The organism is uncultured Granulicatella sp., assembly GCF_963516875.1.
Taxonomy (GTDB): domain Bacteria; phylum Bacillota; class Bacilli; order Lactobacillales; family Aerococcaceae; genus Granulicatella.
Genome location: NZ_CAUQCL010000027.1, coordinates 1 through 15,138, shown reverse-complemented (window position 1 = coordinate 15,138; position 15,138 = coordinate 1). Strand labels below are relative to the sequence as shown.

Here is a 15,138-nt window from a genome sequence, read left to right as displayed (position 1 = left end):
TTGCATTTACTACAGTTTGCTTTTGTCCATTAAGATAAAATTCTACTTTACTTATAGATGTATTCGCAACTGTTGCTGTAACAACTGGTCTTTTTCCTTCTGCATTTACTAAATCAGCAACACTTACAGTAGGTTTTTTAGGTTTTACAGTTATCGGCACATTTAATGTTGCCATTTGAGCATTATTCCTTTTATTATTTAGTACGTGAATATGCAAATCGTAAGTTCCAATCATATCATTCGGAATTTGTCCTACCAATTTTATATTAGTCCCACCATCATACGGTCCAATACCATCTTGCTGTCTTCTTGTATATTCAGTTCTTGGTCCAGTATTTGGTGTTGTAGTAATATATACATCTTTAGTACTAATGACTTTCGTATCGTATTTTACTTTTATAATAACCTTCTTACCATATCCTAATTCTTCGCCAGCAACTAAACTCGATAAATCAGCACCTACTGTTTCATAAGTAAAATTTGTATTATTTGGTGCAGCTCGTAGTCCACTACCTTCAGGTAAAGTAGTTCCATTCAAGATATGATTATGTCCTGCGATATTCCTATCATTTGGCTCATTATTTTCGGCTTTCTTCCCTACTGTTTCTTTACCATTTGTTGTATCTAGTTTAGGAGTGTTTTCCTCTAGTGGTTTATGAGTCATTTTCACACGTCTTAAACTACTGTTTTTGTAATTAACTAACTCTTTATATACCGAATTAACTTCCTCTTGATTTTTAGCAATTGTTAATACTTCTTTAGCTTTTGCAACTTTTTCTTTTAATCCCTTTACTGAATCCTCAGTGTATTTTTCTAGTTTCAAACTATTAATTTCTTTTAGAAGTTCTTCTAATTTTTCTGTATTAATCAATTTTTTAGAATTCTCAATAATCTTTTCAGATGTTTTTTTTACAGTGCCATTTTCATCATTTATTGTATATAGTTCTGTTTGATCATTTCTATTTTTAGTATTTAAGACAGGTGTTACATTATCTTCTGTAGATTTTTCTTTTAAATTCTCATTTCTTTTTTCTGAAGAAGGAATTCCTTTCTCTACTTTTGACTTAACTATTTCTGTAACAACATTTTCCTCTGCTTCACTTTGCGATTGAGCCATAACTCCTTGACTCATAAACATTGTAGCTAGTAAAACTGAAGCTAAACCTGTCGAATATTTTCTCAAAGAAAAACGTTGTACACTATTCCATTGTTTTCTCATTATTATTCACCTGATTCCTTAAAAAGTATTATATTTCACCCTAATTATAACCACTAGAACTAAAACTTCAAGAAAAAAAAAACGGTTACAATTTTGATTTTTCTATATTTTCATAGATTTTTTATTCAAAAATTGATAAAAAATACCGACTTCCAAACATTAGCTTTTTACTCTAACATTTTGAAGTCGGTACAATCATTATTCCATTTTTGATTGACATAAATTTTCCGTATTAGCATAAGCATAAGATTCTCAAAGCAAAACTGCTGCCGTCCCTTGCTACCTCAAAAGAAGTCCATTCTTATTCACGGTGCCATTCTCATCTTAAACGTAATTTTCAATTGTATTTGAAGAAAAAGGACTTCTCGCTGTAGCAGTAGTGAAAAAAGTCTACTAAGGCTTTTTTCACAGGAAAAGGCGAGACCTTAGGCTCGACTTTTAGGCATGAGATTCGCATAGCGAAGCTGCTGCCGTCCTTTGCTACCCCAGAGAAGTCCATTCTTATTCAAATTGCGCGCGATATAAACCAGCATAAAATCCTTGTTTTGCCAACAATTCTTCATGAGTTCCTTGCTCAATCACATTCCCCTTCTGCATTACTAGAATCTTATCCGCATTACGAATCGTTGATAAACGGTGCGCAATAACAAACGAAGTCTTATGTTCCATAATATGATCCATCGCTTTTTGAATTTGCATTTCCGTTCTTGTATCTACATTCGAAGTTGCTTCATCTAAAATGAAAACAGATGGTGAGGCTAAAATCGCACGAGCAATCGTTAATAATTGCTTTTGCCCTCCAGAAATATTATCTGTTTCTTCCGTAATATACGTATCATATCCATCTGGTAATTTACGAATAAAATCATCCGCAAATGCTTGTTTTGCAGCCTGAACGACTTCTTCATCCGTTGCATCTGGACGACTATAACGAATATTTTCTCGAATCGTTCCTTTAAATAACCAAGTATCTTGTAATACCATTCCTACTTTTGAACGAAGCGAATCTACTTTATAATCTTGAATATTATGTCCATCAATTTCAATTGCTCCACTTGTAATATCGTAGAAACGCATCAACAGATTAATCACAGTTGTTTTACCTGCACCTGTTGGACCTACAATCGCTACTGTTTCTCCTGCTTTAACATCAATATTCAAATCTTCCATTAAAGTCACTTCTGGAGTATAGCCAAATGAAACATGCTTAAATTGAACATCTCCAACAATCGCTGGAAGTTCTTCTTTATCGCCTTCTTCTTCCATTTCCTCTGCATCTAATAATTCAAAAATTCGCTCAGCAGCTGCTAACATAGATTGAGTTAGTCCAATCATATTCGCTGCATCTCCCATTGGTTGGCTAATATTTCTCATATATTGTAAAATTGCTTGAATTCCACCGATAGTAATCATTCCACTAGCAGCAAACAAGCCACCGACAATCGCTACAAATACATAAACAATATTATTAATTAAACGAGAAATTGGATACATCATTCCTGCAAAGAATTGCGCTTTCCAAGCATGTTCATATAATTCATCATTTAAAGCTTGAAATTCTGCTTGAGAACGTTCTTCATAATTGAAGGCTTTTACAATCTCATGTCCAGCATAATATTCTTCAATATAACCATTTAAACGTCCCGTAGTTTCTTGACGATTCGCAAATGCTGTAGAAGATTTCTTTCCAATTAAGCCAATAATAAATAACGAAAGAGGAATTCCTAAAAATCCAATAATCGCCAATGGAATATTCACCGTAAACATCATAATGATAATTCCAAAGAATGTCAGAACAGTTGTAAAAATTTGATTCGATACTTGTGAGAAAGAATCATCAATTGTTTGAATATCATTTGTTGCACGACTTAACAAGTCCCCTCTTGATTGTTCATCAAAATAACGAACTGGTAGTCGTGTGAATTTTTCATCGATTTCTTTTTGTAATCGATAAATAATATCACTGGCAACACGAGACATAAAATATTTTCCTAAAAAGTTTAATCCCGCTGCTAAAATATATAAAATCGCTAAAGTTTTCGCAATCGCAAAAACTCCTTCTAAATCAACAGATGTATAATTAGAAGCAATATAACTTTCACTAATTAACGTTGTTCCATCCCCTAAAATTTTAGGTAATTGTACATCTAAAATAACTGAAATAAGGGATACTACTAGTACAATCGTCACAATCACACGATCAGGTTTTAAATAACTTAATAATCGTTTTAAGACAGTTTTATTCATGAGTATCCTCCATTTCTTCTAAACTTGATTGAGAATTTATAATTTCTTGATAAATTTGGTTTGTTTCTTTCAATTCATCATGAGTTCCAATTCCAACAACATTTCCTTCATGTAATACAATAATTTTAGTAGCATCTGTTACAGATGAAATTCTTTGTGCAACTACAAAAACAATCGATTGTTGATTAATTTCTGCTAAATTCGCACGAAGTTTTGCTTCTGTTTTCGCATCTAATGCTGAGAAGCTATCATCATAAACATAAATCGAAGCCTGTTTTACTAATGCACGGGCAATCGATAATCGTTGTTTTTGCCCACCAGAGAAATTATCTCCTTTTTGCTCTACGTGTGAATCTAATCCTTCTTCTAAACTAGAAACAAATTCCCATGCTTCCGCTTGTTTTAATGCTTGAATCATTTCCTCATCTATTGCATGTTCATTTCCGAATCTTAAATTATCTCGAATACTTCCCTCAAACAACATACGATTTTGAGGCACGAATGCGATTTGCTCGCGTAGTTCTTTTTCTGTAAATTCTCGAATATTTACGCCATTCATTAATAGCTCTCCAGAAGTTGTATCTAAGAATCGCATTAATAAATTCACTAGTGTAGATTTCCCTGCCCCAGTCGAACCAATAATCGCAATTTTTTCTCCAACTTTTGCCGTGAAGTCGACATGATTTAGCATCGCTTTTTCTGCTCCTTCATATTTGAAAGAAACATCTTTAAATTCTACTGTATCAATTTTTTCTAAACCATAATCTTCACTCACAAATGTTTGAATATTTTCTTGTTCTAATACTTCATTGACCCTTTTTGCAGCTACAAGACCTTGAGGAATCATAATGAAGATAAACGATAGCATTAATAAAGCTACTAACACTAAAACAGAATATTGAATAACCGCCATTAAAGCTCCCACTTCTAATTGAGATGCTTGAATTAAATGTGCTCCCACAAGAACAACCGCTAAATTTGCAAAATTAATCGTAATCATCATTAGTGGCATAATTAAACTGAATTTAATATTCATCCCGAAAATTAATTCACGATATTTCTCATTGACTTTATCAAAGCGTTCTACTTCATACTCACTCTTATTAAACGCACGAATCACACGAATCCCCGTTAATGAATCACGAATAATTTGTGTTAGTGTATCCGTCATTTGGCGCATCATTGTAAAGTCTTTTGAAACTGTTTTAACTAATAATGCGACTGCAATTCCTAAAAATGGAATGGATCCTAATAATACTAATGACAATGTAAAGTTCATACGGACTGCAAGAATGATAGATCCAATCAACATTAATGGAGCCATTAATACCAGGCTCATTGAGAAGCCTAATGTTTGAGCTAAACTTTGAATATCTCTTGTTGTACGGTTAATATACGAAGATGTTCCGAATTTTTGGAAATCTTGTGTTGAGAAATGCTGAATTTTTTTAAACATACTCAAACGTAAATCTTTTGATAATCCTGCAGAGAATTTTCCGATAAAACGAACAACTAAAATAGATAACACTAAATCTAAAGTCGAAGTTAGTAACATCAACCCCCCTTGTTGTAAAATCACCGCTTGGTTTTGTTTTAAAATCCCATTGCTTACTAATGAAGCTAAAATCGTTGGAGATAATAAACTCGAACCAACTTGTAGAATCGTTAAAACAATAATTCCTGCTAATAATGCTCGATATCTACGAACATGATTCATGATTTGTTTCATTTAGTTTCTTCCTTTCTATATGAGAGTGTTTCGATTGGAATACTTTCAATCGTATTAATCATTTTATGGATGACTTGGAAAGCTTGTTCCAATTCTTCTTTTTCTTGAGTTTCTAATATTTTTTGAACCAATTCATTATTTTTTTGAGTAATGATTTCCCCAACTTCTCTTCCTAAATCAGTCAAGGTTACTAGTGTTACTCGCTTGTCATTTTGGTCATTCATTCGAACGATATACCCATGCTTTTCTAAGGAATTAACGAATTGGATAGCTGTTGAAGATTTTATTTCATAGAAACAGCTAATGTCTTTTATGGTGAGTGTTTTGCCAAATTCTGAATCGTAATAATATAAGAGAATTAAGACATTGTTTTCTCTTATTGTAAGGTTAGGGGCAATGCTTCTGAATACGTTCAAATGTTCAATTCTTAAAATTAATTTGATAATGTCATCGAAGATTTGTTTGTTTGTCATGTAGTCTCTCCTTTCGGTTTTGGTTTATTAAAGTTTAACAGAGAATAGGTAGGTAGTCAACCTACTTATATCGTTCGGGAAATACTTTTCCGATGTAGCAAGGACGGCAGCAGCCCTGCATCTCATGTTTTTGCTACTTCCGATAAGTATCTCTCTCTCTTTTTTCCATACAAAAAAGGACAAGAATCGTTGTCCTTGTCCTTTTGTTCTTATTGATTCTCTTTTTACGAGTTGCTATATGGACGGTTATAATCCCATAATATAGCTAACAAGCCTACTAGAGCTACTAACATTGTAGCAACTCCTGGTTTTCCAACCATTTGATGACCTTTTACTAAGACAATTAAGAAGATCACCATTAAGACTACTCGTATCCATATTCTAACTTTTGGATTCATCACATATGCTCCCATCTAATTTCACTTGGATTCATGATGATTGTTTCATGGTTTCCATTACCATCATAAACTTCCGTTTCTTGTGCTTCATTTGTATTATTTACAATTGCGTATAAGCCTTTTTCAGGATATGCATGTACTTCAACAGATAAGTTAGAAGAATACCATTTTTTGAATTCTTGTTCTTTAGCGGCTGCATAGTATAAAGCACGAAGTAATAATCTTGTATTTTCAGGGCTATAAGGTAATCCTGCAAGATAAACTCCACGACCTTTTCCGTATGGATTTGCTGCTAAATGAATTTCACCGAATTCTTTTCCTTCAGCATTAGCAGGCATTACAATACCTTCTACTTCTTGAGAAACTTTTGGATTACTGAATTCTAATACTTCTGTATGTTCCGTTAATCCGTAGACATTCTTCATTCCTTCACCGAAATCGATTTTGCGTACATCTTTAATATCTTCTGTAATGAAGTGAGTGTCTAATTCTTTTGTAAAATATTTATCCGTAGATAAGCTATATCCCATTTCACGTTCTACCCCTAGAACATCTGCTAATTGGAAATATCTACCTTGATGGTGAACAGCTGTTGGTTCTCCTACTCCAACAAATCCTCCACCATTGTATACAAATTCACGAATTTTAGTAAGTAATTCTGGATTTTTCCAAACATCCCCACCACTGAATGCAGTTCCTGCATCACCAGCATTAATAATAACATCTACGTCTTTTAAAATATCTGTCGTCAAGACATCTTCAAAACTAATGAATTGAACATCGACACTCGCACCACTTAATGCTTCCATGATTCCTAAATATGAATAAATTTGTTTGTATGGTAATTCATGTGCCACCATATGAGATTGCCATGTACGTAATTTACCCCAAGCATTTAGAATTGCTACTCTCAAACCTACATATGGTTTTGTATGTTTCACAACATCATAAATTTCTCTAAATTCATCCGTTACTTGTTCGATATAGTCAACAAATTTAGGGAATTGGTAAGCTAAACTTAAATAACCACCATATCCAATACGATCGACTGGATTTCTCATAATCGCACGTCTTGCTGATAACCAGTTTTTATTGGCTTCAATTGTTGGATCATTTCCTTCTCTAAATACATCTGGGAAGAAGTATGGTAAGAATCTTCCTTCTGTGTATTTAACATGAGGAATATCAGAAATCATACGTAAAGTTGCTCCGCCCCCTACAGAACCTACAACGGCATCTAAACCAATTTCTTTGAAATATTTTCCATATGGTTCTGTACCAATCCAGTTATCTCCTAGGAACATCATTGCTTCTTTTCCTGCATCATGTGCAAGATCTACTAATTTCTTCGCTTCTGTTGCTACGAATTTTTGAATAAAGTCGATATAGTCTAAATAGGCTTTACTTGGTGTTCTAAATGTAGAATTATAATATCCTTCATCTACAATATCTTCTGCTCTTAAGCGATAGCCTTTTTCTTTTGCGAAAGCTTCTAAAGCTGCTACAGAAACGCTAGCGCCATATCCAAACCAATCTACAAATTTCTCTTTTCCTAATTGATTAAAAATTAATGTAAAATGATAGAAGAAAGTTGTAAAGCGAACAACATCTGTATCTGGATTTTCTTTTAACCAATTTTTTAAATATGTTTGCATATATTCATTAGACGCCGGCTGACGAACATCAAATGGAATATCATGAGGAACATTGCCCCAATTATTTGTAATATGATTATACATTTGAGTTGGATCCCAAATGGCATATACTAAGAAGGACACTGTATATTCATGAAAAGCTTCTGCTCCATGAACTGTAATAATATCTCTTTCTTTGTCTAATTCCCAATTGTCTACGCTAACCACTTTCCCAGTTGTACGGTCAATGACTTCCCAATAAAGTTTTTCATCATGAACATAATCTGGTTGAACTTGATCTGTAAAATATCCATCCATAAATGGAATTTCTAATTCATTTGAAGTTGCTAGATGGAATTTAGACATCACATAAATTTGTTGGCATTCTTCCATATGTTTTTCAGCAAATTCATTATGATTTCTCGCTACAAAGTATGTTGTATAAATTTTAGCATCTAATTGTTTTGTTGCTTCGTCTAATTTCGTTCCATCACTATCACGAATGGCATCTGCTCCCCAACGTTCAATTAATTCTTTTGTTTCTTTCAAGAAATTAGCTTGACTTGGTAATGTTAAACGTCCTTTCGTCTTACTCATGGTGTTTCTCCTCTCTACTCTTTAGAACCACCCAAGGTCATTCCTTGTGTTAATTTATTTTGAACAAGAATATATAAAATTAATGTTGGTAACATTACTAATACCATCCCTGCATACATTTGACCATATTGTGCTGCTCCACGTTGAGCTTGTAATAAGTTTTTTAACCCAACTGGTAAAGTTTGACTTTTACCCGGCATTAATGTTAATGCAATGATATATTCATTCCAGAATGATAAGAAGTTAAATAAAATTACCGTAATAATACTTGGTCGTGCCATTGGTGTCATTACTTTAAACATTGTAGTAAAATAACCAGCTCCATCAATAGATGCTGCTTCTTCAAATGTTGTTGGTAATGTTTTGAAAAAGTTAGATAATAAGTAAATAGTAAATGGTAATGATGTAGCAGCATATACAACCGCTAATACAAAAATATTATTTAAGAAAAATCCATTTGCAATACCAAATGCTTTTAACCCTTTATCCCAATCTAATAACATTAAGAAAATTGGAACAACGATATAGTTTACGTTAATGAATAATCCACCTTTTAGTAAAGTATTAATTAATTTACTTCCAGGGAATTTAAATCTTGCTAATACATAAGCAGCTGGAATAGCTACCCCTACTAAAATGATTAATGCTAATGCTGTTACGATAACAGAATTTAACATATAATCTCCCATTTTTGCGCTAGTCCATGCATCAATAAAGTTTTGGAAATAAAATCCTTTTGGTGCTGTCCATGGACTACCATAAAATTCACTATTTTGCTTAATGGATGCGACAAATACCCAACCAACAGGCACAATAATGGAAATGGCTAATGTAATTAACGCTACATAAATAAATACTTTATATAAACGTTCAAATGAATGAGTTTGCATTTTCATAATATGCCTCCTAATATTCTAAGATATCACGTTTTGTAATGTGACTTACAATACCTGACAATCCAAATGAGAAGATAAATACTACTACTCCAATCGCCATACCATATCCATAAGATGAGTTAGTATACGCTTGGTTAAACATGTAGCTTAAGAATACTTCTGTAGAACCATCTGGACCACCATTTGTTAAAATTTGCACTAATAAGAAACTTAAGTTAATTGTACTAATAATGAAGAATGTTAAAGTTGTACGAATACTATTCCAAATTAAAGGTAATGTAACATTGAAAAATTTACCAATTTTTCCTGCACCGTCTAAATCAGCTGCTTCATATAAGCTAGATGGAATATTTGCCATACCAGCCATGTACATAACCATATAATATCCAATCGCTTGCCAAATTAAGGCAAATGCTAAGGAATAAATAACAACCGATTGATCTCCCAACCACAAACGTTCTAATGCTTCTGGTAAAATGGCATTTAATAAACCACCTTTAGGATCATAAATAGCTGCAAATAAACCAGCGATAACTACGATTGATAAAATATTTGGGATGTAGAAAATAATTCTAAATAAATTATTTCCACGAATCTTTTCAGTTGTTAAAATTGATGCAAATAAAACTGCTAAAACAACCGTTACAATTGTTACAACAACAATTAATAAAATTGTATTTTGAATTGTTCTTGAAAAATTCTCATCTTTCCATAAAGTTACAAAATTATCAAACCCAACAAATTGTTTATTCTTAGAAAATCCACCCCAACGATACATAGACATTCTAAACACTTCAATCGTTGGATAAATTAAGAAAGTAAGAAATAATATAATGGCAGGTAATATACACGCTAGAATAAAACCAGCACGTTCTTTTTTCCGACGATTATTCATTTTCATGCTCCTATCTTTTCTTTAAATATAAAATAAAGCTGGGAATGGCACCTTCTGAAAGAAAACTCTTGGAACTTTGAAACTACTTAATACTGAGTTTATCTTCCCGAAAGAGCCTCTTTTCCCAGCTCCTTTTTTATCCATTCATACTAGTTGAAGAATTATTTTTCTACAGCCGCACTTAATTTTTGGCTAACTTCTTCAACTGATTTTTGCCAATCAGCTACAGATTTTTGACCAGATGCTACAGAGTCGATTTGTCCATATAATGTTTCTTTCATATTTACACCTTCAACTGGTTTTGTAGCGATAAAGTTACCATTGATAACTCCGTCAACTTCATCTACAACTTTGTATAAGCTTTGTAATTCAGCAGGTAATTTGCTTGTTACACCTTGAATTGGTTGTGCAGCATTATGTTTTGCAAAGATTGCTGCTGCTTTATCAGAATATAAGAATGATAAGAATTCTTTAGCTTCTTTTTTGTTAGTTGCTGCTTCTGGAACCCAGATGTGTTCGAAGAATGAGTAAACGAAACGTTTGCCGCCTTTTTCGATTGCTGGAGCAGCATTCATAGCCCATTTGAATCCATCAGCACGAGGAGCATCTTTCATTTCTCCAACTACCCATGTACCATTTGGCATGAATAAAGCTTTATTGTCTAATAATAATTGTTGGTTCTTAGTAAAGCTTTGTGGATTAGCATTTGCTACTGTTGAAGGTTCAACATTTTTTACTAATTCGCCTAATGCATTGAAAGCTTTAGTTGCGCCATCAGAAGTGAAGATTCCTTTTTCATAGCTCATTGCTTTGTTGAATAAATCAACTCCACCAGCATTTGCCAATAATGCAGGGAAGAAGCTATCTAAGTATCCAGTTGTTGGATAAGTAAATAATGAAATTCCTTCTGCTTTTGCTTTTTCAGCTAATTCTTTCATAGCAGGCATATCTTTTGGAACTTCCCAACCTTTTTGTTTGAATAATCCTTCGTTATAGAATAAACCTGTTGGAGCATAGAACATTGGTGCTAAGTAGTGTTTACCATCACGATAAGGATCTGTAACTGTAGAACCTAATACTCCATTTAATAATTTTTCAGAAACTTTTTTATCTTCTCCGTATACTTTCATATCGAATAAATCAGAGATATCTGCTAAGCCTTTTTCTTTAATTAAAGTTTCTGGTAAAGCTTTTTTACGTCCTAATGCAAGCATTACAACATCTGGGAAGTCTCCAGCTTTCATTTTTGGAGATAATTCATCTTCAATTTCTTTACTAGATTGTAATTCAACTTTAACATTTGGATTAGCTTCTTCGTAAGCTTTGATTAACTCAGGCCACATTTCTTTACCATAACCTGATTCAAGCGCTGCTAATTTAAGTGTTTTCTTTTCACCAGATTTAGTTTCTGCAGGTTTGTCAGTAGTTGTTTTATTATTACAAGCTACTAAACCAACAGTTGCTAAAAGCGCTGCACTTGATAACATTAATTTCTTTTTCATAAATATTCCTCCTGTTTTCCCGAAAACTTATCGTTTTCGAAAGGTTATTCTTTTTTTACCTCGACATCATAATACTACTAATAAAACGTTTACACAATTATTATATTGCTATCTTTTATAAATATATTGCTTTTTCATATTCTTTTTCAGGATGAATTCTTATTTTAAATATTCTTAAATCGCTTTATATATTATTTTATCCTTTTAGAGCTTCTGACATTTTTATGCACAAAAAAAGAGTTAAGAAAATCTCTTAACTCTCATCATTTTTATAACATTCCTCTTTAAAATTTTTCCAAAATAGGTTACCACTCTTTTGGACTCCATAATTGTCCATCCAATTGGCCCTTATAATGATCAATTCTCTGCTGTTGTTCCAATAGTAATTGTTTACAAGATTCTAAAAAAGCACGTTCTTTATAATCTTGACATTCTTCTTGCCATGTAGCAATTCGTTCTTCCATCCATTTAGAATCCATCTGCTTCATTCCCCATTTCTGAAAGCATCATGACTAGCTCTTCTCTTTCTTGCTTCAACTCTACCATCCAATCTCTCACTTGTTTTGCATTAGTATTCGAATATTGCTCTAGCCTCTCCAACATCCATTGTTCCTTTTCACTAAAATGATGTGAGCCATTTTCTAAGTAATACAAATACTCTACTAGTAATTGTTGTTTTTGAGCTTCAGGCAAATATTGAAATTGGTAAATAACAAATGGAGTTTGATATTCCCATCCTAATTGATTGGCAAGAGCTTGATAAGGTCTCAGTAACTCTTCGATTCCAAATCCTACTGAACCACCCGCTGTATATCGATCTTTTTTTGCACCTACTGTAACTACAATTCCCAATTCTTTTTTCTTGCCTTTTTGAGATAAATTCAATGTCAACACTTCATCCAACCATTGCTTCATCACACTTGGACATTGATACCAATAAAAAGGAAATTGAAAAATAATTCTGTCTGCTTCTTGAAGACAAGCTCGTTCTATTCTCTTATCAAAATAATTATTTTCTTGTTCTGCCAAAATCGATTCTAAATGACGCACTTGAATTTGTCCTTCCCCTTTCACAGCTGCTAACAAAAATTGCTGCGAAGAGGATTGATCTACATCAGGGTGACTCATAATAATTAGCGTTTTAGTCATTAAATTTACCCTTTCATATATTGATTTAATAAAGCTTGGCTATTTTCTACAAAATAAGAAATTGCATATTTTAACGCTGCATCATCTACTACAAACGATGGATGATGCCATTCATAAGGACAACCTGTTCCGATAAAAGCAAAACATCCTGGAACATATTCCATATAATTGGCAAAATCTTCTGCTCCTAATGTTAATTCAGGAGTCACTACTGTTGCAAATTGTTCCGTTGTTTCTTTTACAATCTCTGTCACTTCTTCATCATTATCAACTACTGGAGGTGTCATAATCCAATGAACATGCGCTTCTTGCCCATAAATCGCTGCCATTTGATGAACCGTACGATCCATTAAAGTACGAATTTTTTCCTGATCTTTTTTATAAAAAGTACGAATCGTTCCTTCAAAGAAAACACGTTCTGGAATAACATTCCAAGTATTCCCTCCCTCAATGTGAGAAATACTTAATACTGCAGGTGACAATGGTGATACATGACGACTTACAATTGCTTGTAAATTCGTAATAATTTGGCAGGCAGTAACAATTGGATCATTTCCATTATGTGGAGCTGCCGCATGAGTTCCTACCCCTTTTAATTCCACAGAAAATTGTCCAACAGCAGCCATCAATGGTCCAGATTTAATGCCAATTGTTCCAACAGGTAATTCAGGCTTATTATGGAACCCAATAATCGCATCAACTCCTTCTAATACGCCTTCAGCAATTAAAGCACGAGCGCCACGATTCATTTCTTCCGCTGGTTGGAAAATGAAACGAATTTTCCCGTTTAAACTTTCTTCTTTTTCTTTTAAAATTTTCGCAGCCATTAATAAACTAGCAGTATGAAAATCATGCCCACAAGCATGCATCACTCCATCATGCTCTGAACGATAATCTAAATCCGTTTGTTCATGAATTGGTAATGCGTCCATATCTGCACGAAGCGCAATAACGGGACCTTCTTTCATTCCAATTTCTGCAACGACACCTGTTGGCGTTTGTAAAGGACGATAAGGAATTCCCCATTCCGTCAATTTTTCTTGAATAAATGCTGTCGTTTTAAATTCTTGTTCGGATAATTCGGGAAAACGATGTAATGTCCGTCTCATTTTCACCGCTTCTTGAATCCATTCTTCTTTCATAACAATCACCTCTTGAAAATCACTTATTTTCATTTTACTACAAACAAAACAAAAAAACATGAGGAAACGCTTAAAACTCGCTCATGTCTGTGTTTATATAATTTCTTCTTTATTTAACTTTTTGGATAATAATTTTATCTCCATCAAATTTCAAATTTACGGATTGATTTTCTTCAGTAACACCAATTGATTTTAACCAAACAAGAGGTATAGCCACTCGAGAACTAAATCTGCCATCACCATTTTTAAATAACGTTCTTTCAACTATTTTAACATCATCAAAAATCGTCACACCATTTTCCCATAATTCGTATGCCGGGATATCTAGGTCTTCATTCCAATAAACTGCATGCCCTTTAACATCAACTTTTACACTTTCAAATAGTTGCTTATTATACTCAAGCACTGTCATATAATCCAACTCTTCGAATAAATTCTTTACATCGTATTCTTTCTCAATTCGATTGTTAAATCTAACGAATAATTTACAATTATCTAACGGCTTAACAGATACAACTCTAATATCAAACATATTATTCTCCAATCTATTTTTTGAATTATAAAGAAGGAAGTTTTTCAATTTTTTTCGTTTTCCACATCTCCATAATTTTTTCACGATATTGTTCAGCCCACTCTCTCACTAGTTCTTGAGCTTTTTTTGGAAGATCACCATAAATCATTTCAAGAGTTTGAATATCAAAAGCACCATCATACTCCCCATAATAAGCATGAAAATGCGGCGGGTTATGGTCATTAAAGTAAATTTTAATAATAATTCCGTAAAATCTTGCTATTTCTGGCATTCTCATCATCTCCTTATGTATACATTAACATAGTCGGACGACTTTTTCAACTTTTATTTAATGTTAAAAACAATTCTAAACGCACTCTCATATTCCTCCGTCAAGAAAAGAATAGACTTCCTACAGTAGCTCGAGTACTATCAGCCACACTGGTTGATAGTACTGGAAAAATTGAGACCCTAGGCTCAATTTTTAGCAATGAGACTCGCATTTGCGAGGCTACTTGCGTCCATAAGCTACTGTAAAGGAAGTCTAATTTTAAACGTTCTCTTAGATTCTTCCGTCAGGAAAAGAATAGACTTCTTACCGTAGCACGAGTATTATCAGCCATTCTTTTGGCTGATAATACTGGAAAATTCGAGACCTTAGGCTCGAATTTTAGGCATGAGATTCGCTTTAGCGTGTAGTGACCCCAAAAAGTTAGACTTTTTTGAGACGACTTAAGTCGTCTCTT

General features: G+C 33.3%; 14 protein-coding genes. All 14 read right to left on the bottom strand.

Going from position 1 to position 15,138, the window contains the following annotated elements; genetic code table 11:
- Positions 1-1,219 (bottom strand): YSIRK-type signal peptide-containing protein (locus RWM24_RS08185; protein WP_314113257.1); only part of this gene is annotated, 1,219 nt, incomplete at its 3' end.
- Positions 1,220-1,720: 501 nt separating this feature from the next.
- Positions 1,721-3,466 carry an ABC transporter ATP-binding protein gene (locus RWM24_RS08180; RefSeq protein ID WP_314113255.1) on the bottom strand — a complete coding sequence of 582 codons (1,746 nt, stop codon included), beginning with the start codon at positions 3,464-3,466 and terminating at the stop codon, positions 1,721-1,723.
- Positions 3,459-5,195 carry an ABC transporter ATP-binding protein gene (locus RWM24_RS08175; protein ID WP_314113253.1) on the bottom strand — a complete coding sequence of 579 codons (1,737 nt, stop codon included), beginning with the start codon at positions 5,193-5,195 and terminating at the stop codon, positions 3,459-3,461. The genes RWM24_RS08180 and RWM24_RS08175 overlap by 8 nt, the downstream gene beginning before the upstream one ends.
- On the bottom strand, positions 5,192-5,668 hold the full coding sequence (locus tag RWM24_RS08170) for a transcriptional regulator, SarA/Rot family (RefSeq protein ID WP_314113252.1): 477 nt from the start codon (positions 5,666-5,668) through the stop codon (positions 5,192-5,194). The genes RWM24_RS08175 and RWM24_RS08170 overlap by 4 nt, the downstream gene beginning before the upstream one ends.
- A gap of 224 nt (positions 5,669-5,892) precedes the next feature.
- On the bottom strand, positions 5,893-6,066 hold the full coding sequence (locus tag RWM24_RS08165; protein ID WP_314113250.1) for a DUF6903 family protein: 174 nt from the start codon (positions 6,064-6,066) through the stop codon (positions 5,893-5,895).
- Positions 6,066-8,297, bottom strand: a complete 2,232-nt coding sequence (gnpA, locus tag RWM24_RS08160; RefSeq protein ID WP_314113248.1) for a 1,3-beta-galactosyl-N-acetylhexosamine phosphorylase — start codon at positions 8,295-8,297, stop codon at positions 6,066-6,068. Before gnpA ends, RWM24_RS08165 begins: the two co-directional genes overlap by 1 nt.
- A gap of 14 nt (positions 8,298-8,311) precedes the next feature.
- A complete protein-coding gene (locus RWM24_RS08155) occupies positions 8,312-9,193 on the bottom strand; it encodes a carbohydrate ABC transporter permease (RefSeq protein WP_314113246.1) in 882 nt (293 codons plus the stop codon).
- Positions 9,194-9,203: 10 nt separating this feature from the next.
- Positions 9,204-10,088, bottom strand: a complete 885-nt coding sequence (locus RWM24_RS08150) for a sugar ABC transporter permease (protein ID WP_314113244.1) — start codon at positions 10,086-10,088, stop codon at positions 9,204-9,206.
- 161 nt (positions 10,089-10,249) lie between these two features.
- Positions 10,250-11,590, bottom strand: a complete 1,341-nt coding sequence (locus RWM24_RS08145) for a carbohydrate ABC transporter substrate-binding protein (protein ID WP_314113242.1) — start codon at positions 11,588-11,590, stop codon at positions 10,250-10,252.
- Positions 11,591-11,895: 305 nt separating this feature from the next.
- Positions 11,896-12,069 carry a hypothetical protein gene (locus RWM24_RS08140; protein ID WP_314113240.1) on the bottom strand — a complete coding sequence of 58 codons (174 nt, stop codon included), beginning with the start codon at positions 12,067-12,069 and terminating at the stop codon, positions 11,896-11,898.
- Positions 12,059-12,739 (bottom strand): NAD(P)H-dependent oxidoreductase, encoded by a 681-nt coding sequence (locus RWM24_RS08135; protein ID WP_314113238.1) that lies wholly within the window; start codon positions 12,737-12,739, stop codon positions 12,059-12,061. The genes RWM24_RS08140 and RWM24_RS08135 overlap by 11 nt, the downstream gene beginning before the upstream one ends.
- 5 nt (positions 12,740-12,744) lie before the next feature.
- Complete coding sequence (locus RWM24_RS08130; protein ID WP_314113237.1) at positions 12,745-13,881, bottom strand: amidohydrolase; 1,137 nt, start codon at positions 13,879-13,881, stop codon at positions 12,745-12,747.
- Positions 13,882-13,990: 109 nt separating this feature from the next.
- Positions 13,991-14,413, bottom strand: a complete 423-nt coding sequence (locus tag RWM24_RS08125) for a DUF2442 domain-containing protein (RefSeq protein ID WP_314113235.1) — start codon at positions 14,411-14,413, stop codon at positions 13,991-13,993.
- A 25-nt stretch (positions 14,414-14,438) separates the two neighbouring features.
- On the bottom strand, positions 14,439-14,684 hold the full coding sequence (locus RWM24_RS08120) for a DUF4160 domain-containing protein (protein ID WP_314113233.1): 246 nt from the start codon (positions 14,682-14,684) through the stop codon (positions 14,439-14,441).
- Between the last annotated feature and the right edge of the window lie 454 nt (positions 14,685-15,138).